The following is a 21750-nucleotide window of genomic DNA, read 5'->3' as shown; positions in this document are numbered from 1 at the left end:
CCGGGTGTTTCGCCCGCTCGGCAGGGGCGCGCTCAGCCGAGGCGGGTCGCTGCGAGGCCGCCGTCCACGTCGATCGTGGCGCCGTGCACGAAGGCCGCCTCGTCGGAGGCCAGCCAGCGCACGGCGAACGCGACGTCGACCGGTCGGACGGGTGCGCCGGCCGGGGTGCCCGCCGTCATCTGCGCGAGGACGTCGTGCGAGTCCGCGTTGCCCGGCGTCGCGGTGGCACCGGGCGACACGGTCGACACCCGGACACCGTGCGGTCCGAACTCGGCTGCCCAGGCGCGGGTCAGCTGCTCGACGGCCGCCTTCGTCGCCGGGTAGAGCGCGGTGAACGGGACGCCGACGCGGGACATCCACGACCCGATGTTCACGACGACGCCCGAGCCGCGTTCGACCATCGCAGGCGCCAGCGCTCCGACCAGCACGTGGGGTGCGCGGACGTTCGTGGCCCAGAGGGCTTCGGCGTCGTCGTCGGCGAGCAGCGCGGTGGGGCCGACCGGGTAGACGCCGGCGTTGTTGACGAGGACGTCGACCCGGCCACCGAGGGCCTCGGTGGCGCGGGCGGCGAGGTCACGGACCGCGTCGGGGTCGGTGTTCAGGTCGCCGATCACGGCCACGGCGGTTCCTCCGGACGCGGTGATGGCGTCCACCACCGCCTGCGTGCGCTCCGGGTCGCGGCCGGCCACCGCGACGGTGGCGCCGGAAGCGGCGAGGACACGGGCGACGGCTTCACCGATGCCGCTCGAGGCACCGGTCACCATGGCGGTGCGGCCGGCCAGTCGGTCGTCAGTGATCAGGGAGTCGAGGAGTGCTTCGTTGGTCTGCATGCTCCGATGCTCGGTCCCGCGTGCCTCGTGGAGATTGCCCAGGACTCCGGAGTGCTTGCCGGATCCCGCACGGGCATCCCTCGCGTCGGATGCCTCGACAGAATGGGCACATGGACGACGTCACCTCGGACCGGCTGGACCGTGCGCTGCAGAGCGTCCTCGCCCACCTGGACGACACCGAGCGCGCCGGACGACTCGGCCTCCGCCTGGCCCGCGTCGACCGTCCGACCGACCTCGGATACCAGCGGTACACGCCGTCGGTGTCGGTGGTGCTCGCCGGACGGAAGCGCTCGGTAGTGGGGGATGACGACCAGCTCTGGGGTCGCGAGCGCTTCATCATCACTCCCGTCGACCTGCCCGTGATCGCCGGGGTGGTCGAGGTCGAACCACCCGCGGGGTTCGTCGCGGTCGTCTGGCAGCTCGACCCCGCGGTGGTGGCCGAGGTCGCGACGGCGATGTCCCGCCCGCACCAGGACGAGGCGCCGCCGGCCCGACTCGGCAGCTGGACCCCGGCCCTGGCGGACGCGTTCGCCCGGCTCGTCGGACTGCTCGATGCTCCGGAAGACATGACGGTCCTCGCCCCGCTCGTCACCCGCGAGGTCGTGCTCCGCCTGCTGCAGACCGACCAGGCACCGCGCATCCTGGCCGCGATCGGCAACCGGGACGGCGACGTCGTCGCAGCGGCCACGGCCCTGCTCACCGACCGGTTGGCGGACCCGTGGTCGGTGGCAGGCCTGGCCGCGGCGGTCCGGACGAGCGAGTCGACACTGTTCGCGCGCTTCCGGCAGGTCACCGGGATGAGCCCGGTGCAGTACCTGCGGCGGTTGCGGCTCGGAGAGGCCCGGCGGCGGATGATCGTGCTCGGTGACACCGCCGCCCAGGCTGCTGTGGCGGTGGGGTACCGGAGCGCCTCGCACTTCTCGCGCGACTACCGCGCCCTGCACGGCCGGCCACCGGCTGCCGATGCCGGTCGGGCCCGTGAACTGCTCGCGCGGGGCGAGGTCGCGATCGCCTGATCTGCCAGCGCGATCGCCAGACCGACCGCGCGGTCAGTCGGACGGATGACGCGGACGAGTCCGGGCAGCCCCTACTCTCATCCATGCGGGCGACGACCGTCGCCGCGGAGAGGACCGCTCGTGTTGACGAACGTGTCGGGAGCACACGCCGTGGTGCTCCTCGTGCTGCTGGCGCTCGAGGCCGTGGCGCTGGTGCAGGTCTGGCGCGACCGTCGCCGGACGCAGGTGGTCAAGGTGCTGTGGACGGTGGTCATCCTCGCGCTGCCCGTGATCGGCGTGCTGGGGTGGGCCGTGAACTGGCTGCTCGGCAAGGCTGCGGACGCGCTCCAGCGCCGGAACGCCTGACGCGCGTCAGTCCTCGGTGAGGGCCGCCGCGTAGGCCCGGACGGACCGGTGGTACCGGGGGAGCGTCGGCTCGACGGCCTCGATCGCGACGCGCAGGGCCTCGGCGGAGCGTCCCGCGCTGTGCAGTGCGAGCGCGAGGAACACCTTGGGTGCCGCCCCGGTGGCGGAGTGCTCCGGCGCGTCACGGAGCATCGCGATGGCAGCGTCGATCCGGCCGAGGTTCCGCAGCGTCGAGGCGTGCTGGACGACCATCCTGGCGGCGCGGTCCGGGTCGACGGTGTCCAGACCGGCTGCGGTCGCGGCGGCGTACTGCACGTCGGCCTCGGCCTCGTGGCCGCCCGAGTCGAAGGCGCCGCCGAGCTCGAACGCGCCGAGTGCGGGGTGCGGAGCGTCGGCGGCGAGGTCGCGCATCCACTCGATCCGCTGCTGATCGTCGATCGTCTCGTCGTCCCACAGCGCCGCGACGCGTGACTCCCAGTCCCCGGTGCTCATCCGGCGAGCGTACCGCCGTCGGTGATCGTCGCGCGGAACGAGCGGACCAGCGGAGCGCCGGGCTGCACGACGGCGGGGGAGTCCCACGCCAGTGCCGAGCCGATCGCGGGGTACTCCTCGGCGCGGACGAACCAGGGGTCGTCGTGGTCGACGGCCTCGATGCGGATCGTCGCCGGACCGCCGTCGAACACCGCCGACCAGGTGATCCAGGGTGCGACCGAGCCGTGCACGGCGGCCTCGCCCTCGGCGTCGGCGCTCCGGACGACGACTCCCGTGCACTCGGGGAACCGCCAGAAGAAACCGCCGTAGCCCGCTCCGGTCCGGCCGTTGCTGCCCGGGCCGCCGAGGTGCACGGGGGAGTCACCGGGGGCCTGGAACGACGACGACCAGGACAGTTCCCACCCGCTGGTGACCGCGCGCCAGCCAAGGGTGCGTTCCTCGCGCAGGATCACCGTGCGGTCCGGGCCCCGCCAGACGAGCTCCTTGGTGGACATCGTGTTGTGCTGCTCGGCGTGCACGACCTCGACGTAGCCGTGGTCGTCACGCCAGACGTAGCCGCGGTCGTGGACGTAGGTCGGGCCGCCCCAGCAGTTCACGCCGTCGACGTCCGGGATCGCGACGCCGACACCGCAGTGCCAGTCGTGGTCCCCGGGGTGGTGCGCGCTGACGACGGTGCCACCGAGGGTCCGGACCGGGTGCAGGTACGGCCGAGGGGACGACGTGGCGATCGTGCCGGTGCCGCTGCGTTCGACGGCGACCTCGACACCGTCCACGACGAGCGCGCGGATGTCGTCGTCGGTGGTCACACGGCCGACGCTACCCGCGCGTCAGCCGGGCGAGCACGACACTGTCGAGCACCTCGTGCGGATCACCCTCCGGCGTCGTCGCGGTGCGCGGCCGGACCTCGGCGACCAGGACGTCCCACCGGTCGTCGAGCTGCAGGGCGGCGAGGTCGTCGGCCGGCGCGGGGAACCGGTACTCCCGCAGCTCGGGCGGCAGGTCGTCGTGCGGGGGAGCCGCGTGCGCGGTGACGAGCAGGTGCCCGCCGGCGGCGACGAAGCCAGCTGCCCGACGCAGGATGTCGGCTCGGGGGATCTCCACCGGCCACGACTGCAGGAACGACGCCGTCACCAGGTCGAACCGCGCGGCGGTGTCCCACCGGGCGAGGTCCGCGGCGACGAACGCCGTCCGGTCCCGCACCCCGGCGGCGACGGCGGCCCGCGAACCACGCTGGAGCGCCGTCACGGAAAGATCGATGCCCGTCACGTCCCACCCCTGCTCGGCGAGCCACACCACGTCGCCGCCCTCGCCGCAGCCGAGGTCGAGCGCCCGCCCCACCGGCAGCCCCCAGGTCACCGAGGCGAGCACGGCGTTCACCCGGCCCGACCAGATGCCGTCGCGCTCGGCGTAGCGGGCCTCCCACCACTCCCGGGCGGACGGTGCGGACGGTGCGGTGGCAGATCCGGCGGCGGAGCCGTCGACATGGGTGTGCATGCACCTACTCCAGCGCACCTGCCGGGCCGGACCCAAGCGGTGTTGCCGACCCGGCAACACCGCACGGTGCGGGGCGGGCGCGCCCCGGGCCTCCCGTCCGCCCTGATCGTGAGCAGAAGATGTCGGGTCGGCTCGACGGACCCGACCATTCCTGCTCACGAAGCGAGCGCGAGCACGAGCACGAGCGCGCGCACGAGCGCGCGCCCCGCTACTCGTCGGCCGGCAGCGGCTCCGCGTGCTCGATGCGCGCGCTCGCCGTGGCCATGTGCGCGTCCATCGCGCGCTGGACGGCGGACACGTCGCGGGCGCGCAAGGCCTCGAAGACGGCGCGGTGCTCGTGGAACGCCGCCTCGGTCGCCTGCCGGGTCTGCACGCGCCGCGCGACCCAGACGCTCAGCATCGAGCGCAGGCTCTGCAGCAGGTCGGCGAGCACGTCGTTGCCCGACGCCCGCGCCAGCAGGACGTGGAACCGGACGTCGGCGTCGATGAAGGCCTGCGGATCGTCGAGCGTCGCCTCCTGCCGGACCAGGTACTCGCCGAGTTCGGTGATCTGCTCGTCGGTGGCGCGCTGTGCGGCGAGGATCGCGGCCGTGCGCTCCAGGGAGGACCGGATCTCGAGCAGCTCGCGGGTGCGGTTCGACGCCAGCATGAGCCCCCACGACAGGGTCGTCGGGAGCAGGTCCGAGGTGCCTCCGCGCAGGTAGGTGCCCGAGCCGGGGCGGATCTGCACGATGCCCAGGATCTCGAGGGCGGCGAGGGCCTCACGGACGGCCGAGCGTCCGACACCGAGCCGCTCGGACAGGATCCGCTCCGAGGGCAGCCGTGAGCCCGGCGCCAGCTCGCCGGCGGTGAGCAGCGAGACGAGCTGTCGGGCGACCACCGAGGCGGGGGATCCGACGGGCACGGACTCGAGCTCGAGTCGGATGTTGAGGGGGTCGTCCGGGCTGAACGCGGGCATGGAGTGAGCGTACCGGTCGGTCAACCGGTTGCGGCGAGAGCAGCGCCGAGGCGACCAGCGTCGCGAAGAAAGCAGCGGGCGCGCGAAATGGTCAACCGGTTGACAAGTTGGCCGAGCGCGACGCACACTGGATCAGGCGCACCGATGCGCCCGCTCCCGATCCGCGCAGCAGCCCGGACCGTCCCGGCGCAGCCGCCAGGACGGGAGTCGTACCACCCCCACCGAGCAGGAGTCATCGTGGACATCCCCGCCACGCGAGGCATCCCCACCTCGGTCGTCGAGAAGACGGCCATCCGCAAGATCGCGATCCGCATCGTGCCGTTCGTGGCACTGATGTTCTTCATCAACTTCCTCGACCGCACCGCGATCTCCTTCGCCGCGCCCAACGGCATGGAGGCCGACCTCGGCCTGACCGCCGCCCAGTTCGGCTTCGCGTCCGGTGTGTTCTTCATCGGCTACCTCGTGCTCGAGGTGCCGTCCAACCTGGCGCTGCACAAGTTCGGCGCCCGGATCTGGCTCGCCCGCATCATGATCACGTGGGGCATCGTGTCCCTGCTCTTCACGTGGGTGCAGAACTACCCGCAGCTCGTCGGCCTGCGCTTCCTGCTCGGCATCGCCGAGGCCGGCTTCTTCCCCGGCGCGATCCTGTTCCTGTCGACCTGGGTCCCGGCACGACACCGCGGCAAGATGCTCGCGCTGTTCTACCTGGCGCAGCCGCTCACGAGCGTCATCGGTTCCCCGCTCGCCGGCTGGCTGATGACCCACGAGGGGATCCTCGGCGGCCTGGCCGGATGGCGCTTCATGTTCCTCTGCGTCTCGATCCCGGCGATCATCGTCGGCGTCCTGTGCCTCTTCGTCCTCAAGGACAAGCCGTCGCAGGCGAAGTGGCTCGACGAGGACGAGAAGGTCTGGCTCGAGACGACGCTCGCTGCCGAGAGCGCCGCGAAGGGCGGCGGCGACGGCCACGGCGAGGGCGGGCTGCGTGCGGCGTTCGGCTCCGGCCGCGTCTGGATGCTCGCCGCGGTGTACTTCGGCTTCATCTACGGCCTCTACGCACTCAGCTTCTTCCTGCCGACGATCATCGACGGCTTCCAGGAGCAGTTCGGCACCACGTTCGACCTGTTCCAGAAGGGCCTCATCACGGCCATCCCGTACGTGCCGGCCGCGGTCGTCCTGTACTTCTGGTCGCGTGACGCCTTCCGCCGTGGCGTCCGGGTCTGGCACATCGCCGTCCCGGCCCTGGTCGGTGGCCTGAGCATCCCGGTCGCGCTCTACATGAACAGCCCGGCCGCCACCGTCGCGGTCATCGCGATCACCGCGTGTGCGATCTTCGCGGCCCTGCCGAACTTCTGGACGGTCCCGACGCAGTTCCTGACCGGTGCCGCCGCAGCCGCGGGGGTCGCCCTCATCAACACCGTCGGCAACCTCGGTGGGTTCGCCGCCCCGTACATCACGGGTGCGGTGAGCGAGTGGACCGGCGGGTACCAGGTGCCGATGTTCATCGTCGGGTTCTTCATGGTGCTGTCGAGCGTGCTCATGTTCGTGCTCGGCCGGAACACGAAGCGCAACGAAGCGGCCGCCGCGGCGTCCGGAGCCGACACCGCGGTCGCCGCCACGGACGGACCGACCGCCATCGCGAAGGAGGCCGGCGCATGACCCGCCTGTTCAACGACCCGGCGGACTTCGCCGACGAGATGGTCGACGGCTTCGTCGCCGCCAACCACGCCCGGGTGCGCAAGGTGCACGGCGGCGTCGCCCGCTCCACCACCAGCCCCGAGGGCACCGTCGCGCTCGTCGTCGGCGGTGGCTCCGGCCACTACCCGGCCTTCGGCGGCCTCGTCGGGCACGGCCTGGCGGCCGGTGCCGCGATGGGCAACCTGTTCGCCAGCCCGAGCGCCCAGCAGGTCACCGCGGTCGCGAAGGCGTCCGAGCACGGCGGCGGCGTGCTGCTGAGCTACGGCAACTACGCCGGCGACGTCCTCAACTTCGACGCGGCGGCACGGGCACTCGAGGCGCAGGGCATCGACGTCCGCACGGTCCGCGTGACCGACGACGTCGCGTCCGCGCCCGTCGACCAGGCACACAAGCGCCGCGGCATCGCGGGGGACCTCTGCGTGTTCAAGGTGGCCGGCGCGGCCGCGGAACGCGGCGACGACCTCGACGCGGTCACCGCGATCGCGACCCGGGCCAACGACCGCACCCGCAGCTTCGGGGTCGCGTTCTCGGGCTGCTCCCTGCCGGGTGCCGACGAGCCGCTCTTCACCGTCCCCGAGGGGCGCATGGCGATCGGCATGGGCATCCACGGCGAACGCGGCATCGCCGAGGCCGACGTCCCCACCGCGGACGGCCTGGCCGACCTGCTCGTCGACAAACTCCTCACCGAGCGACCCGACGGCACCGGCACCACAACACACGGCACCGCACCAGACACCGCAACAGCACCCGCCGGCCCCCGCGTCGTCCCGATCCTCAACGGCCTCGGCTCGGTCAAGTACGAGGAACTCTTCGTCGTCTTCGGCGCCGTCCAGCGGAAGCTCACCGACGCCGGCATCGTCGTCGTGGAGCCCGAGGTCGGCGAACTCGTCACCAGCTTCGACATGGCGGGCGTCTCGCTCACCCTGTTCTGGCTCGACGACGAACTCGAGGAGCTCTGGGCCGCCCCCGCCGACGCCCCCGCGTACCGCAAGGGCGGCGCCGTCCCGCAGCAGCCCGTGCCGGTCGAGGTGCTCGAAGCCGGCGTCGTCGTGCCCGTGACGCCCGGCACCGAGGAATCCCAGGCCGCAGCAGTGCGGGTCGCGAGCGCGATCGCCGCGATCCGCGCCACCATCGACGACCACGCCGACGAGCTCGGCCGCATCGACGCCGTCGCCGGTGACGGCGACCACGGCATCGGCATGCAGCGCGGCTCCACCGCCGCCGACCGTGCGGCACAGGACGCCGCCGCCCGTGGCGCCGGCGCCGGTTCGGTCCTCGCGATCGCCGGAGACGCCTGGTCCGACAAGGCCGGTGGGACGTCCGGTGCGATCTGGGGTGCCGCCCTGGAGGCACTGGGTCGCGTCCTCGGCGACGACGAACGCCCGTCGGCCGCCACGGTCCAGAGCGCGGTGCACGCCGCCACCGAAGCCGTCCTGGCATTCGGAGCCGTCCCCGGCGACAAGACGATGGTCGACGCGCTCGTGCCGTTCGACCAGGTCTTCTCCGCCCGGGTCGACGCCGGCGACGAACTCGTCGACGCCTGGTCGGCCGCCTCGGCCGCAGCGCAGACCGCGGCGGACGCCACGGCCGACCTGTTGCCCCGGATGGGCCGCGCCCGCACCCACGGCGAGGACGCCGTCGGCACACCGGACGCCGGCGCGATCTCGTTCGCGCTCATCACCGCCGCGGTCCTGGCGACCATCGCCGTCCCCGCCTGACCCCCACCACGAAAGGCACACCCGCATGAGTGAGCAGCAGTTCCGCATCGTCGTCGGTTCGGACGACGCCGGCTTCGACTACAAGGAGGTCATCAAGGCCGATCTGGCGAAGGACCCCCGCGTGGCCTCGGTCGTCGACGTGGGCGTGGACGCCGACGGTCACACCGCCTACCCGCACGTCGCCGTCGACGCCGCCCGTCTGGTGGCGAACGGCGAGGCCGACCGCGCGATCCTGATCTGCGGCACCGGCCTCGGCGTCGCGATCGCGGCGAACAAGGTCCCCGGCATCCGCGCCGTGACCGCGCACGACTCGTTCTCGGTGGAGCGCTCGATCCTGTCGAACGACGCCCAGGTGCTCTGCATGGGCCAGCGCGTCGTCGGGGTCGAGGTCGCGCGCCGGATGGCGAAGGAGTGGCTCGGCTACACCTTCGACCAGACGAGCGCGAGCGCCGAGAAGGTCAACGCGATCTGTGCCTACGACGGCTCCGCCCCGGTCGGGACCGACGCCTGATGCCTGCGACCACGGCGGCCGCCCCGGTGACGATCGGGGTGTCGCTCAAGATGTACTTCAGCCACGCCCGGACGCTCGAGTGGGCGGCCGCCGTGGCCGACATCGCCCGGAGCCACCCGGCGGTGCGGTCCGGCGCGGTCGAGCTCTTCGTGGTGCCGACGTTCCCGTCGCTCGTCCCGGTCCGTGCGGTGATCGGGGACGCCCCCGTGACGCTCGGAGCCCAGGACCTGGCGTGGGCGGACAGCGGCGCCTTCACCGGCGAGGTCTCCGGTGCGGAGCTCCGTGAGATCGGGGTCGACCTCGTCGAGATCGCACACGCCGAGCGACGCGAACTCTTCCACGAGACGGACGACGAGATCGCCGGCAAGGTGCACGCCGCCTTCCGCAACCACCTGCGGCCCCTGGTCTGCATCGGCGAGACCGAGCGCGCCGCCGACGGCGACCCCGCGGCCGCGATCGCCGAGGTCACCGCGCAGCTCGACCGCTTCACCGCCACCGCGACCGCCGACGGCCTCGCCGGACCGCTCATCGCCGCGTACGAACCGGTGTGGGCGATCGGTGCTCCGCAGCCCGCGCCCGACGAGCACATCGTCGCGGTCCTGGCCGGCATCGAGCAGCACCTGGCGACCCGGCCGGAGCTCGCCGGGGCCGTCGCGATCTACGGCGGCAGTGCCGGTCCGGGCCTGCTGACCCGCGGTGCCGGACGCATCGGCGGCCTGTTCCTCGGCCGCTTCGCCCACGACCCCGAGGCGATCCGCACGATCCTCGACGAAGCCGAGGCGCTGGCCGCGACGCAGGACGGAGCACCGGCATGACCTCCCTGCTCGGCCTCTCCACCTACGCCTACTTCTGGCGCATGTCCGACCGCGTCCCGTCGCCGATGTCCCTCGACGACGCCCTGCACGACGCCGCCTCGCACGACGGCGTCGACCTGTTCCAGATCTGCGACCACCTGCCGCTCGACACCGCGACCGACGAGCGCCTGGCCTCGATCCGGTCCTTGGCAGCCGCCCTCGGTCTCACGCTCGAGGTCGGCACCCGCGGCACCCGGCCGGAGCACCTCGCCCGGTACCTGCACGTCGCGCAGCAGCTCGGCGCGACCCTCGTGCGCAGCATGTGGACGAGCGGCGACGACCAGCCCGACGCGGCCGAGACCGAACGACGCCTGCGGCAGGCGCTCCCCGCCTACGAGCGTGCGGGCGTGACCCTCGCACTGGAGACCTACGAGGTCGTCGCCACCGCCGACCTCGTCGCGGTCGTCCGGGCGATCGGCTCCGACCACCTCGGCATCTGCCTCGACCCGGCGAACACCGTCGCCCGACTCGAACACCCGGCCGACGTCGTCGCGATGACCGCCCCGCACGTCGTCAACTGGCACGTCAAGGACTCCGCCTTCACCCGCTCACCGGGCTGGGTCGGGTTCCAGTACACCGGCGTCCCGATCGGCACCGGGGTCCTCGACCACGACGCCGTCCGTGCCGCGGTCGAGCCGGACACACGGGGGATCAACCGCGTCATCGAGTTCTGGCTGCCGTGGCAGGACGAGCACGCCGGCGCCGAACCCCTGCCGGGGGAGACCCCCGCACAGACCACCACCCGCATCGAAGCGGCGTGGACCGAACACACCATCGAGTACATCAGGAGCAAGGAATCATGACCGACACCGTCACCACCACCCACACCGTCGCTGCCGGATCCGGCACGGCCGACGTCACCGTCGCCGTGATCGGTGCCGGCGGCAAGATGGGCACCCGCGTCTCGAACAACTTCGCGAAGAGCGAGTACACGACCCTGTACAGCGAGGCCTCGCCCGCCGGCCAGGAGCGCATCCAGGCCCTCGGCCGCGAGATCACCGACAGCCTCGACGCCGCGAAGGCCGCCGACGTCGTCATCCTCGCCGTCCCGGACGTCCTGCTCGGCACCATCTCGGAGCAGCTCGTCCCCGTCATGAAGTCGGGCGCCAGCATCCTGACGCTCGACCCGGCCGCCGCCTACGCCGGTCTGCTCGCCAAGCGCGAGGACATCCACTACGCCGTGGCGCACCCGTGCCACCCGTCGGTGTTCCTCGAGCGCACCACCAAGGCCGAGTGGGACGACACCTTCGGTGGCATCGCCGCCCCGCAGGAGGTCATCGCGGCCTTCGACGCCTCGGAGTCGCTCGGCGACGAGGGCGACCGCGCCAAGGCCGTCGCCGAGGCCGTCATCACCACGATGTACGCCCCGGTCATCCAGGTGCACTGGGTCACGGTGAAGCAGCTGGCCGTGCTCGAGCCGACCCTGGTCGAGACGATCGCCTGCATGATCGGCGACTTCCTCAACGACGCCCTCGAAGAAACGGTTACCGGTGTCGGCGTGCCCCGCGAGGCCGCCCGCGCCATGCTCTACGGCCACACCTGGATCGCGCTGACGAACGGCCTGCGCGGCTCGAACCCGTTCTCCGACGCCTGCCACATCGCGATGGGCTACGGCCGCGAGAAGCTCATCAAGGAGGACTGGAAGCAGGTCTTCGATGACAGCGAACTCGACTCGGTCATCGCGAAGATGCTCAAGATCGACGCAGTCCGGCGCTGAGCCGGACCGCCACCGACCACCGCGCCGACCCGTCAGCGCGCCCGGACCGGAACGCCCCGCCGACCCCCTTCCGGCGGGGCGTTCCCCGTGCCGTCGGTGGCCACGAACCCGCGCGGCCCCCACGCCTCCGCCAGCGTGATCGAGGCCACGCCCGGCACCGTCAGCGCCCGCACCGCGTCGGCGAACCACCGCTCGGCGGCCGGCGTGTGCTGCGCCGGGTCGGTCGCGTCCGGAACGGTCTCCGGCCCGTACCCGTGCTCGACGGTCGCGTCCGTCACGACCCGAGTCGGCGCCGTCGCCACCGCGTTGAACCGTGGCCGCAGCGTCACCGGTCCGACGTGCAGCGCCCTGCCGGCGGCCAGCCTGGAGGCACTGCTCACCACCCAGCGCTGCATCCGGATCGACTCGGTCACCTGTTCGGGCGACCGGTCGTGCATCTGCGGCGTCACGCTGCAGGTCAGGGGGCCGTCCCAGCCCGCGAACACCGCGATCGAGCGGTTCAGCTCGGTGAAGTGGGCCCGGGTACCGGCGACGACCTCCAGCGCGCCGACCGCTGCCACCGCTTCGCCCAGTGCCCGTTGCAGCGCCGGCGTCGTCAGGTGTGACACCGGGTCGAACGCCCCGACGCGAGCCACCGGCCCGCCCGCGAGCACCGCGTCGATCGCCGCGCGCAGCAGTGCCGGGTCGTCGGTGACGAAACGGACGTCCAGGGGAGCGCCACCCGCGTCACGCCGGGCCGAGGCGAGCACCGCCTCGACGTTCGGGGCCCCGAGGACCGGTTCGACCAGGATCGGGAACCCGCGGAGCAGGTCGGCGTCGTCCGGGCGCGCAGCGACCGGTGCCGAACCGGCGAGGAGCTGGAGCGTCGGCGGCGGCGTGACCGCGGCACCGGGAGCCGGCCCGTCGAGCGCCGCGAGGTCCGGGGCGGAGGAGGCCGCGCCTCCCGACCAGGTGCCCGGACCACCTGCCGGATCGACCGCCGTCGCACGCAGGGCGAGCCCCTGCCGGACCGTCGTCCCCGGCGTGATCGCGACCGGGAACGGCTCGGCGAGCGGCGTCGAGTAGGTCTTGAACGAGGCGTCGGTCCAGTTCCGCTGGTCCTCGGTCTCGAACACGTCGCCGGTCAGGTCGAGCGACAGCGCGGTCGCGCCCACCGACCAGTCGAGCCCGGCGACGTCGACGGCCGGCTGGTGCGGCGCGATCCAGAACGGGAACGCGGTCGCGGTGGCGTCACCGGACGGATGCCGCACCGTGAGCGGCTGCCCGGCCAGGGTCGGCGGGTGCAGGACGACGAGCCCGACGCGGTTGCGGCGAAAGGCCTTCGTGACGGTCCCGACCGCGGCGACCCGCAGGGTGTCGTCGTCGAGCGTGACCTCGAGGACGGTGCGCACGACCTCGACGCCGTCGTACCGTGCGCTGGTCTGGAGGCGGATGCGCGCGTCGTCGCCGTCCACCGTCCGTGTCAGCACCGTGTCGTCGGCGGTGCGCCAGTCGTGGTCGCGGACGACGAACCGGACGGCGCGCAGGACGAGCGTGCCCCGGAACGCGACGTCGGCGAGTTCGGCTCCGCGCAGTGCCAGACGCCAGGGCCCGACGGACACGATCTCGTCGATCGACGTCGCAGTCATGGTGCATGCCTAGCACCGGTCAACCGGTTGGGCAATGATGGGTGTGACGGAGCAGCGCTGCTCCGAGGACGGAGTCCCACATGACCGCACGACTCGACGGCCGGACCGCACTCGTCACGGGAGCGGGGTCCGGCATCGGCCGCGCGATCGCCGACCGCTTCGTGGCCGAGGGGGCCTCCGTCGTCTACGCCGACCGCGACGCCGAAGCGGCCGCCGGTTCCGCCGCCGCAGCCGGCCCGGCCGCGATCGGCCTGACGATGGACATCGCCGACGAGGCGAGCGTGGCCGCAGGGTTCGCCGACCTGGCCGAGCGTGGTGCGACCCCCGACGTGGTGGTCGCGAACGCCGGTGTGCAGCTGTTCGGCCACGACGCGAAGGTCGCCGACCTGTCGCTCGAGACCTGGGACCGCACGGTCGCGGTCAACCTCACCGGCACGTTCCTGACGATCAAGCACGCCGTCCGGGCGATGCTCGCGAGCGGCACCGGCGGGTCGGTCATCGCCACCGGGTCGCCCACCGGCCTGAACGGCGAGGGCGCCGACTTCGCGGCGTACTCCTCGACCAAGGGCGGCATCCACGCACTCGTCCGGGCGACTGCGATGGCCTACGCGCGGGACGGCATCCGGGTGAACACGGTCGTGCCGGGCTACACCGAGACCGGCCTCGTGTCGGCGATCTCCGGTGACCCCGAGGCCCGAGCCGCGATCGTCGCCCGCACCCCGCTCGGTCGCCCGGGCACCCCCGACGACGTCACCGGGATCATGGTCTACCTGGCCAGCCCGGAGTCGTCCTACGCCACCGGTGCGGAGTTCCGCGTCGACGGCGGCATGACGAGCCTCTGACCCGGCGCACGGCCCGCCCGTCCTGCGAAAGCGACAGTGTTCCACCGAACGTTCGCGGCACACTGTCGCCCTGACGGGACAGTCGTTGCAGCGATGACGAGGTCTGTCGCTTCCGCGGACAGGTCCCGCCCGCCGCCGAACCCGCCACACCGCCCTGGAGGCCCGTTGCGGCTCCGTCAGGCCGTCTCGCGCCCGGCGAGCAGCGCGCCCAGGGCCGCAGCACCGCCCGCAGCGTCGGGCACGGTCACCACCCGCGCCTGCCCGCCGCGGAGCCGCGCGACCAACCCCGGCCCGGACCGCACGACGTAGGCGAGACCGCGGCCCGAGATGCGGTAGCCCCAGCCGCCCCACTGACCCGGGGACACCTGCTCCCAGCCGCACGACTCGATGCGGTCCAGCGGGACGCGCATGAGGGGGATCCTCGTCCAGGTGGACGTGAGCCGCATGCCGCGACGGTCGACGGTGAGCTCCACCCGCGCCAGCACCAGCACAGCGAGCCCCGCGAGCACCATCGCCAGGCCGGAGACGACCGCCGTCGTCACCCCGGCCGATGCCGTCCAGACGGCGGTGCCGACGCCGAGGACCACGACGACCGCCCCGAGCACCGCGAACCACCGGCTGCCGACGCGTGCGCGCCAGGCGACGCGGGTGTCGGGCCCGACCGCCAGGGGAGCGACCTCGTGGGCCGGCACGGGTGCAGCGACCCGGAACAGTGCGAGCACGGGGACGGCGGCGACCACCACGGCGACGAGCAGGAACGGGACCGTCCACCAGGGGGACAGGGTGCCGTCGCCGGCCGTGTTCGTCCACGCGAGCACGACCCAGGCCGTGCCGAGGGTCCCGGCCAGCAGGTTCGCGACGAGCAGCACCGTGGCTGCCGTCCGCCTGTCGCGCCAGCGCAGCGCGGAGAACGCGAGTACGACGGCCACCAGTGCCACCGCCAGGGTGACCCAGAAGGCCGTCCACGGTGATCCCCAGCCGTCGGCGGTGCCGTCCGTCCGGAAGTGGATCGCGATCCGCGCGGGCATGGTGGAGGCCGCGAGGACCGCGGTGAGCACCAGTCCCACCGCGACCAGGAGCCCTGGTGCCGTCACGGCCAGCCGTGTGCCCGTGGTCATCGGTCGAGTCGTCATCGTGCCCCCTTGATCATCGTGAACAGGTCGTCGAGCGAGACACCCAGGGTGTCCGCCTGGTCACGCAGCTCGTCGACGAGCGTGCGCAACCGGTCGAACGAGGCGTTGCCCGATCGCAGGACCGTCGCACCGCGGCCGCGCCGCAACTCGATCAGTCCGTCGTCTTGCAGCAGCGCGTAGGCGCGCAGGACGGTGTGCATGTTGACGTCGACCGAGGCGGCGAGGTCCCGCGCAGCGGGCAGCCGCTCGCCGTTCCGGAGCTCGCCGCGGGCGATCGCATGGCGGATCTGGGTGGCGACCTGCTCTGCCAGGGTCGCTCGCGCCTGCGGGTCGACGGTGATCAACATGTTCGCATTCTATGCGAACAATCCGGCATCGCACCAGGGCTGGTCTACCCGTTCGGAACCAGTTTGGCCGCGGAACGCAGCACGTGGTTCCGCGGCTCCCGGCACGCGTACCGTCCGTCTCGATGACCGAATCACCCACCACCACCGCCCCGTCGAACTACGAGTCCGCCGACGGTGTGGACCCCCTGCACGTCACCACCTACCGACAGGTCCGCAAGGCCGCCCGCCGCGGACACGCACTGCCCGGCGACGCCGGAGAGCCGTCCCTCGCCGACCTCGTGAACGCCCGGAAGAACGGCACCGCCGACTCCCGCTGACGCAAGCTCACGATCCGGTCTCGACGAGGTCTCGATCGGGACACGACGACGCGAACGGCAGGACCGCGCTGCCACGATGTCGTCCATGGTCTCCTTCCGGTACGCACTGCCCCTCGTCGTCGTGAGCGCGGTCCTCGTGTCCGGCTCGCTCGCCGGTTGCTCGGCCGGCGCTGACGCGGCGGCGCGGTCGACGTCGACCCCGAAGCCGACCTCGGAGACCTCGGACGCCCAGCCCGTGCGCGGTGCGACGGACCCGATGGAAGAGGACCGGAGTGCTGCGGCGATCTGCGGCCAGATCAGTGCGCTGACGACGATCTCGCTGAACGCGACGGTCGGCCGCAGCCAGGGCGACCTCTCCGAGGCGCAGTACCAGGCACTGATCGCTGCGGAACGCTTCGGCTACGAGCACCTGTCGAGCAGCGACGAGGAGCTCGACGACGCGATCGACTACGCCCACGAGTACCTCGACGCGCACCCCGCACCGAAGTCCGGGCCGGCGCTCGAGATGACCCCCGAGTGGGAACTCGTCGGCCGCACCCTGAACACCGCGTGTCAGCGGGCCGGGTCGAACGTCGTGGGCACCGCCCAGTACGGCGGCTGACGACCCGGATCAGGCTCCCGTGACCGCCGTCACCAGCGCGTCGAGCGCGCGGTCGAGCTCCGGCATCGTCACGGCGCCGTAGCCGAACACGATGCCCGGCGGCGTGCTGCCGGGCGCGAGCCCGTACTCCTCGAGCGACGCCACGAACACCCCGGCGTCCGCCAGCCGGCGTGCGATCTCCGCCCCGGTGCTGGGAACCGACCACGTGACCACCGCGTGCAGTCCGCCGTTCAGGGCACGGGCCTCCAGGCCGGCGACGTCGCCGAGCCGAGTCGCGATCCGCGCCCGGCGGTGTGTGTAGTCCCGCCGGACCCGACCGAGGTGTCGTCGCAGCGCGCCCGTCCGTAGCAGGTGCACGAGCGCGGCCTGCACCGGTTCGGCGACGACCGCGCCACGCGCCCGACGAGCGGCGAGCACCGCGTCCGTCACCGGGGAAACCGCCGCTGCAGTCGTCGGCAGCACGAGGTAGGCACACCGCAGCCGGGGGTCGAGCGTCTTCGAGAACCCGCCGACGTGCAGCACCACGCCCTCGGCGTCGAGCGCGGCCAGCGCGGGCACGGGCGCGCCGCGGTGCCGGAACTCGGAGTCGTAGTCGTCCTCGACCACCACGGTGCCGGTGGTGGCGGCCCAGCTGAGCAGCCGCCGGCGCCGGGCGACGGGCATCACCGACCCGAGCGGGTACTGGTGCGTCGGGGTGACCAGGACGGCGTCGACCGGTCCTGCGGCTTCGAGCGCGTCGAGGTCGAGGCCGTCCTCGCCGACCGGGACGCCCACCAGGGACCCGCCCGCGCTCGTGACCGCACGGTGTCCGGTGCGGTAGCCGGGGTCCTCGACGGCGACGACGGGAGCGCGACCCAGCAGCCCCCGCAGCGCCTCGGTGACGAGCGACAGCGCCTCCGAGGTCCCCGCGGTCACGAGCACCCGGTCGACCGACGTCGTGAAACCGCGGGTCAGGCTGAGCTGGGCGACGACCTGTGCGCGCAGGTCGGGGGAGCCGAGGGATTCCGCGATCGCGTTCCGGAGCGGGGCCGACGCCGCTGCGTGCCAGGCTGCCCGCCAGTCCCGCTGCGGGATGGCGGTGACGGCGGGGATGCCCGGACGGCAGTCGATGAGCGAGGACGTCAGGGCCGGAGCGTCCGGATCGGGGGAGCGGGCGCCGACCGAAGCCGGCGTCATGCCCGCGTCCACCGTCACACTCGCCGCGACCCGGGCGAGGGCACCGTGCCGCGTCCGCAGGTACCCCTCGCCGTCGAGCTGTTCGTACGCCGCGACGACGGTGCCCCGGGCCACCCCGAGCTCCGCTGCCAGCGCCCGCGTCGACGGCAGCGGATCGCCTTCGCGCAGGGTGCCGTCGTGCACCATCCCGCGCACCCGTGCCACCACCTCGGTCACCTTGCTCGACTGGTCCACCGTGATCGCCCCGATCTGGTCCAGGCACCGGACCACTCGTGACCCTAGCGTGACGACATGCCCACCTCGAGCCCGGAACCAGAACCGACCGCCGACGTCCCCTCGCTCCGCGTCCGCCGCCTGCGCGGCCGCCAACTCGACGACCCCGCCGTCCTGCGCGCGATCCTCGCCGAGGCCCACCTCGCCCACGTCGGCATCGTCCGCGGCGGCCACCCCGTCGTCCTGCCGTTCCTCTGCGCCGTCGGGGACCTCGGGGACGGTCCCGTCCTGCTGCTGCACGGCTCGACCGGCGGCGGTCTGTTCCTCGACGCCGGGGCCGAGGGTGTCCCGGTCGCCGCCACCGTCACCCACCTGGACGGCCTCGTCTTCGCACGCTCCACCAACGACAGCTCGGCGAACTACCGCAGCGCGATGATCGCCGGGCGCGCGACCGTGGTGCCGACCGACCTCCGCGCCGAAGCCCTCTGGCAGGTGGCCGACCACCTCATGCCGGGCCGCCGAGCCGAGGTGCGTGAGATGACCGCGAAGGAGGTCCGCGCCACCCAGGTCCTCCAGCTGCCCCTCGACCGCGCGAGCGTCAAGGTCCGCGCCCATGGCGTCGGCGAGGACCCGGCCGACGGCGAGGACCACACCGTCTGGGCGGGCGTCCTGCCACTCGCGGTCCGCGCCGGTGTCCCGATCCCGGGGGACATCTCGGGGGACAGCCCGGTGGACGCGTCGGTCGTCGCGCTGTCGGCTCGCCTCGACCGCCTGGCGGCCGACCGGGAGGCCCGGATCGCCGCCGTCATGCGGGTCACGCCGGTCTGAGCCCGGGTCCACCGCCGCGGGCCGGCTCCGGAACGCCCGTGCGCGCCGTCGGAGTGGCCTGCGAGCGGTGCTCGTTCCTGTGACCAGCTGCAGGAACACTCCGGCGCTGCCCAGCTGCGAGCACCGTCGTGACCAATACGTTACTTTCCGGACCGCCGAGTGGTCCCGACCCGGAAGGACCCATGGGACGCCACACCCTGCCTGCAGCAGCCGACGACCGTCAGCCCGCGCGAACGCACACGCACCCCGCGGTCGACCCCGCGCCGCTGACGCCGGACACGCAGCAGTCCCGTCCCCGTGGTCGCCGCTCGGCCCTCGGTCCCGCGGCCGCCCGCTCCACCTTCGTCGAGCACCCGAAGCCGGCCCGGACCGTGCGGATGCAGCCGCGTCCCGCCCCCGTCGCATCGTCTGCCGGCCATGCGGTGCTGAGCCGGACCGCCACCCTGCGCGCCGAGCGTGCCGTCGACCCGCGGCACATCCGTCGTTCCGCGAACGCGAAGCGTGCCGCGATCCTGCTCGCCCCCGCGATCGCAGTGACCTCGAGCCTGACGCTCGCCCTGCCCGCGAACGCCGACACCCTGCCCGCGGACACCCGCTCGGGCACGACCACGGCGCAGGCCGCCCAGACCTTCACGGTGGCGCACGACGTCCAGGTCCCCGTGGTCTCCACCGACGGCATGACCACGACGACGACGATCGTGTCGTACCCGACGCTCGACCTCCGCTTCGGGGTGACCACCGCGCAGGCACAGTCCGCGTTGTCCGCCGCACTCTCGGCCGGCGGCGACCGGGCCACGATCGTGCAGACCGCCCTGCAGTACATGGGGGACCCGTACGTCGAGGGCGGCGCGAGCCACGAGGGCATCGACTGCTCCGGGCTCACGATGGTCGCCTACCAGGCGGTGGGGATCCAGCTCGTGCACTACGTCCCGACGCAGGACGCCGTCGCCACCACGATCCCCGAGTCCGAGGCGCTGCCGGGCGACCTCGTCGTGTACGACGACGAGGACCACGTCGGCCTGTACCTCGGCCAGGGACTCGTGCTGCAGGCACCGCACCCGGGCGAGGTCGTCGACATCGTCCCGATGTACTCGGCGGCCCACCACTTCGCGCGCGTCCTGCCCGCCGGCAGCTGACCCGACCAGCCGTGGTGCGGCCGTGGTTGTGACCAGCCGGACCACCCGGACGGGGCGTCCCCACCGATCACGGGCCTCCCGTATCCTGGAGTGATGGCTTCCGACACCCGCACCCCGTTCGAACAGCAGCAGTCTGCTCGTCCGCAGGTGCGCCCGCGCACCGAGGGCTGGAAGCAGGCCACCGACACCGACGGTCGCCCGCTCCTGCAGTTCGCATCCCCGAAGCGTGGCAAGCCGCCCGTGCACCTGGCCGACCTGACGGCCGAGGAACGCGAGGCCCGCGTGAAGGAACTCGGCCTGCCCGGGTTCCGCGCCAAGCAGCTCGCGACCCACTACTTCCAGCACTACACGTCCGACCCGGCCAAGATGACCGACCTGCCCGCCGCCCAGCGGGAGCAGCTCGTCGCCGGGATGCTCCCGCCGCTCCTCACCGAGACCCGGCGGCTGGCGACGGACAACGGCGACACGATCAAGTTCCTCTGGAAGCTGCACGACGGCGCCCTGGTCGAGTCGGTCCTCATGCGCTACCCGGGCCGCATCACCCTGTGCGTCTCGTCCCAGGCCGGATGCGGCATGAACTGCCCGTTCTGCGCCACCGGCCAGGCGGGGCTGACCCGCAACATGTCGACCGCCGAGATCATCGAGCAGATCGTCCGGGCCAACGCCGCGATCGCCGCCGGTGAGCTCGGGGGCGATCCCCGCAAGGGCGGCAACGACCGCGTCGACGCCGAGCGCGTGACGAACATCGTGTTCATGGGCATGGGGGAGCCGCTCGCGAACTACAAGCGGGTGATGGACGCCGTGCGGTTGATGGTCGCGCCGCAGCCGAACGGTCTCGGCATGAGTGCCCGCGGCATCACGGTGTCGACCGTCGGCCTGGTGCCGGCGATGCTCAAGCTCGCGGACGAAGGGATCCCGCTCACCTTCGCGCTGTCCCTGCACGCACCTGACGACGAGCTCCGCGACGAGCTCATCCCGGTGAACTCGCGCTGGAAGGCCGACGAGGCGATCGACGCCGCCCACAACTACTACGTGAAGACGGGCCGTCGTGTCTCGATCGAGTACGCGCTCATCAAGGACATGAACGACCACGCCTGGCGAGCCGACCTGCTCGCCGAGAAGCTCAACAAGCGCGGCAAGGGCTGGGTGCACGTCAACCCGATCCCGCTCAACCCGACGCCGGGCTCGGTGTGGACCTCGTCCGAGGTGCACGTGCAGGACGAGTTCGTCCGCCGACTCAACGCCGCCGGCATCCCGACGACCCTGCGCGACACCCGCGGCAAGGAGATCGACGGGGCGTGCGGGCAGTTGGCAGCGGCCGAGTAGGCCGGTCCGGTCGTTCGTCCGGGAGGCACGGTGCGAGTTCGCACCGTGCCTTCCGTCGTTCCCGGGGGCGCGCCCACCTCGTCGATGCCCGGAAACCCGGGGGACACGTGCCGTTCACCCGACAGCGACACGCCCGGGAGGGACGACGGTTGGCAGGGCCCCCAGGGCCTGTGTAAAGTAATCACTCGTTGCCGCTGAGGCGGAGAACGGAACGGCCGAGACGGTCACAGGGTGCAAGCCCTGGATGCGCAGTCCGGACGGGGTCCCGCTCAGGCAACATCCCCCGAAGAAGTCGAAGCAATTCGACGTGTCTGACGGTGGAACAAGACGAATGCCTCTCTGGCGGAACCTGTGATGGGTCGAGCGGGGAGTGCGCCTGGTCCTTGAGAACTCAACAGCGTGCACATTGTCAATGCCAATTTATTGATTGACCTCGTGCCTGGTCGGCTTGCTGACTGGGTCATGAAGCAATTCCTTTTGGATTGAAGATTGTCAGTAGACAGTCAACAGTCAGAATCAACTCGGTCTGATGCCTTCGGGTGTTGGGTCTGTATTTTTTTACGGAGAGTTTGA

The 21750-nt window shown here is 72.5% G+C and carries 23 protein-coding genes; 14 read left to right on the top strand and 9 right to left on the bottom strand.

The window, feature by feature from the left end:
- Window positions 1-32: 32 nt before the first annotated feature.
- Window positions 33-830, bottom strand: coding sequence for an SDR family NAD(P)-dependent oxidoreductase (locus DEJ02_RS17590; RefSeq protein ID WP_111033991.1), 798 nt, complete (start codon window positions 828-830; stop codon window positions 33-35).
- 110 nt (window positions 831-940) lie between these two features.
- On the opposite strand from DEJ02_RS17590, the gene DEJ02_RS17585 reads away from it, so the two are divergent.
- Together DEJ02_RS17585 and DEJ02_RS17580 are read left to right on the top strand one after the other, a co-directional pair.
- Window positions 941-1846 (top strand): AraC family transcriptional regulator, encoded by a 906-nt coding sequence (locus tag DEJ02_RS17585; protein WP_111033990.1) that lies wholly within the window; start codon window positions 941-943, stop codon window positions 1844-1846.
- A 132-nt stretch (window positions 1847-1978) separates the two neighbouring features.
- Window positions 1979-2191: a PLDc N-terminal domain-containing protein gene (locus DEJ02_RS17580; RefSeq protein WP_239001530.1), complete on the top strand. Its 213-nt coding sequence runs from the start codon at window positions 1979-1981 to the stop codon at window positions 2189-2191.
- A 6-nt stretch (window positions 2192-2197) separates the two neighbouring features.
- Here DEJ02_RS17580 and DEJ02_RS17575 read toward each other — a convergent pair whose 3' ends face one another.
- The 4 genes from DEJ02_RS17575 to DEJ02_RS17560 form a co-directional block, all read right to left on the bottom strand.
- Window positions 2198-2683, bottom strand: a complete 486-nt coding sequence (locus tag DEJ02_RS17575; RefSeq protein WP_111033988.1) for a tetratricopeptide repeat protein — start codon at window positions 2681-2683, stop codon at window positions 2198-2200.
- Window positions 2680-3489 carry a PmoA family protein gene (locus DEJ02_RS17570; RefSeq protein ID WP_111033987.1) on the bottom strand — a complete coding sequence of 270 codons (810 nt, stop codon included), beginning with the start codon at window positions 3487-3489 and terminating at the stop codon, window positions 2680-2682. Before DEJ02_RS17570 ends, DEJ02_RS17575 begins: the two co-directional genes overlap by 4 nt.
- 10 nt (window positions 3490-3499) lie before the next feature.
- The gene (locus tag DEJ02_RS17565; protein ID WP_111033986.1) at window positions 3500-4177 is read right to left on the bottom strand and encodes a bifunctional 2-polyprenyl-6-hydroxyphenol methylase/3-demethylubiquinol 3-O-methyltransferase UbiG; all 678 of its coding nucleotides are present in this window, start codon (window positions 4175-4177) and stop codon (window positions 3500-3502) included.
- Between the two features lie 208 nt (window positions 4178-4385).
- A complete protein-coding gene (locus DEJ02_RS17560; RefSeq protein WP_071406067.1) occupies window positions 4386-5135 on the bottom strand; it encodes a FadR/GntR family transcriptional regulator in 750 nt (249 codons plus the stop codon).
- A gap of 237 nt (window positions 5136-5372) precedes the next feature.
- Here DEJ02_RS17560 and DEJ02_RS17555 point away from each other — a divergent pair, with 237 nt between their 5' ends.
- The 6 genes from DEJ02_RS17555 to DEJ02_RS17530 are packed head-to-tail and all read left to right on the top strand — an operon-like array spanning window position 5373 to window position 11630.
- On the top strand, window positions 5373-6791 hold the full coding sequence (locus DEJ02_RS17555; protein WP_111033985.1) for an MFS transporter: 1419 nt from the start codon (window positions 5373-5375) through the stop codon (window positions 6789-6791).
- Window positions 6788-8548: a dihydroxyacetone kinase family protein gene (locus tag DEJ02_RS17550; RefSeq protein WP_111033984.1), complete on the top strand. Its 1761-nt coding sequence runs from the start codon at window positions 6788-6790 to the stop codon at window positions 8546-8548. The genes DEJ02_RS17555 and DEJ02_RS17550 overlap by 4 nt, the downstream gene beginning before the upstream one ends.
- Window positions 8549-8573: 25 nt before the next feature.
- On the top strand, window positions 8574-9059 hold the full coding sequence (locus DEJ02_RS17545) for a ribose-5-phosphate isomerase (RefSeq protein ID WP_071406070.1): 486 nt from the start codon (window positions 8574-8576) through the stop codon (window positions 9057-9059).
- The gene (locus DEJ02_RS17540) at window positions 9059-9874 is read left to right on the top strand and encodes a triose-phosphate isomerase family protein (RefSeq protein ID WP_111033983.1); all 816 of its coding nucleotides are present in this window, start codon (window positions 9059-9061) and stop codon (window positions 9872-9874) included. The genes DEJ02_RS17545 and DEJ02_RS17540 overlap by 1 nt, the downstream gene beginning before the upstream one ends.
- Window positions 9871-10716, top strand: coding sequence for a sugar phosphate isomerase/epimerase (locus DEJ02_RS17535; RefSeq protein ID WP_111033982.1), 846 nt, complete (start codon window positions 9871-9873; stop codon window positions 10714-10716). Before DEJ02_RS17540 ends, DEJ02_RS17535 begins: the two co-directional genes overlap by 4 nt.
- Complete coding sequence (locus DEJ02_RS17530) at window positions 10713-11630, top strand: phosphogluconate dehydrogenase C-terminal domain-containing protein (protein ID WP_111031039.1); 918 nt, start codon at window positions 10713-10715, stop codon at window positions 11628-11630. Before DEJ02_RS17535 ends, DEJ02_RS17530 begins: the two co-directional genes overlap by 4 nt.
- A 32-nt stretch (window positions 11631-11662) precedes the next feature.
- On the opposite strand, the gene DEJ02_RS17525 is transcribed toward DEJ02_RS17530, so the two are convergent.
- Complete coding sequence (locus DEJ02_RS17525) at window positions 11663-13258, bottom strand: hypothetical protein (protein WP_111033981.1); 1596 nt, start codon at window positions 13256-13258, stop codon at window positions 11663-11665.
- A gap of 80 nt (window positions 13259-13338) precedes the next feature.
- On the opposite strand from DEJ02_RS17525, the gene DEJ02_RS17520 reads away from it, so the two are divergent.
- Complete coding sequence (locus DEJ02_RS17520; RefSeq protein WP_111033980.1) at window positions 13339-14100, top strand: SDR family NAD(P)-dependent oxidoreductase; 762 nt, start codon at window positions 13339-13341, stop codon at window positions 14098-14100.
- Between the two features lie 176 nt (window positions 14101-14276).
- Here DEJ02_RS17520 and DEJ02_RS17515 read toward each other — a convergent pair whose 3' ends face one another.
- Window positions 14277-15233, bottom strand: coding sequence for a DUF1648 domain-containing protein (locus DEJ02_RS17515; protein ID WP_258378776.1), 957 nt, complete (start codon window positions 15231-15233; stop codon window positions 14277-14279).
- A complete protein-coding gene (locus DEJ02_RS17510; RefSeq protein WP_111024843.1) occupies window positions 15230-15580 on the bottom strand; it encodes a GntR family transcriptional regulator in 351 nt (116 codons plus the stop codon). The genes DEJ02_RS17515 and DEJ02_RS17510 overlap by 4 nt, the downstream gene beginning before the upstream one ends.
- Window positions 15581-15702: 122 nt before the next feature.
- Here DEJ02_RS17510 and DEJ02_RS17505 point away from each other — a divergent pair, with 122 nt between their 5' ends.
- Together DEJ02_RS17505 and DEJ02_RS17500 are read left to right on the top strand one after the other, a co-directional pair.
- The gene (locus DEJ02_RS17505) at window positions 15703-15897 is read left to right on the top strand and encodes a hypothetical protein (protein WP_071406076.1); all 195 of its coding nucleotides are present in this window, start codon (window positions 15703-15705) and stop codon (window positions 15895-15897) included.
- 85 nt (window positions 15898-15982) lie between these two features.
- On the top strand, window positions 15983-16498 hold the full coding sequence (locus DEJ02_RS17500) for a hypothetical protein (protein ID WP_111033978.1): 516 nt from the start codon (window positions 15983-15985) through the stop codon (window positions 16496-16498).
- A gap of 9 nt (window positions 16499-16507) precedes the next feature.
- Here the strand turns inward: DEJ02_RS17500 and DEJ02_RS17495 are convergent, their stop codons facing one another.
- On the bottom strand, window positions 16508-17944 hold the full coding sequence (locus DEJ02_RS17495; RefSeq protein WP_111033977.1) for a PLP-dependent aminotransferase family protein: 1437 nt from the start codon (window positions 17942-17944) through the stop codon (window positions 16508-16510).
- A 21-nt stretch (window positions 17945-17965) separates the two neighbouring features.
- Here DEJ02_RS17495 and DEJ02_RS17490 point away from each other — a divergent pair, with 21 nt between their 5' ends.
- The 3 genes from DEJ02_RS17490 (at window position 17966) to rlmN (ending at window position 21177) form a co-directional block, all read left to right on the top strand.
- On the top strand, window positions 17966-18715 hold the full coding sequence (locus DEJ02_RS17490) for a pyridoxamine 5'-phosphate oxidase family protein (protein ID WP_111033976.1): 750 nt from the start codon (window positions 17966-17968) through the stop codon (window positions 18713-18715).
- A 182-nt stretch (window positions 18716-18897) separates the two neighbouring features.
- On the top strand, window positions 18898-19851 hold the full coding sequence (locus DEJ02_RS17485) for a C40 family peptidase (protein WP_111033975.1): 954 nt from the start codon (window positions 18898-18900) through the stop codon (window positions 19849-19851).
- 93 nt (window positions 19852-19944) lie between these two features.
- Window positions 19945-21177: a 23S rRNA (adenine(2503)-C(2))-methyltransferase RlmN gene (gene rlmN / locus DEJ02_RS17480; protein WP_071406079.1), complete on the top strand. Its 1233-nt coding sequence runs from the start codon at window positions 19945-19947 to the stop codon at window positions 21175-21177.
- Window positions 21178-21750: the final 573 nt, after the last annotated feature.

Origin of the sequence: Curtobacterium sp. MCLR17_042, assembly GCF_003234695.1 — a bacterium.
Lineage (GTDB): Bacteria > Actinomycetota > Actinomycetes > Actinomycetales > Microbacteriaceae > Curtobacterium > Curtobacterium flaccumfaciens.
This window is presented reverse-complemented; position numbering and strand designations above follow the sequence as displayed.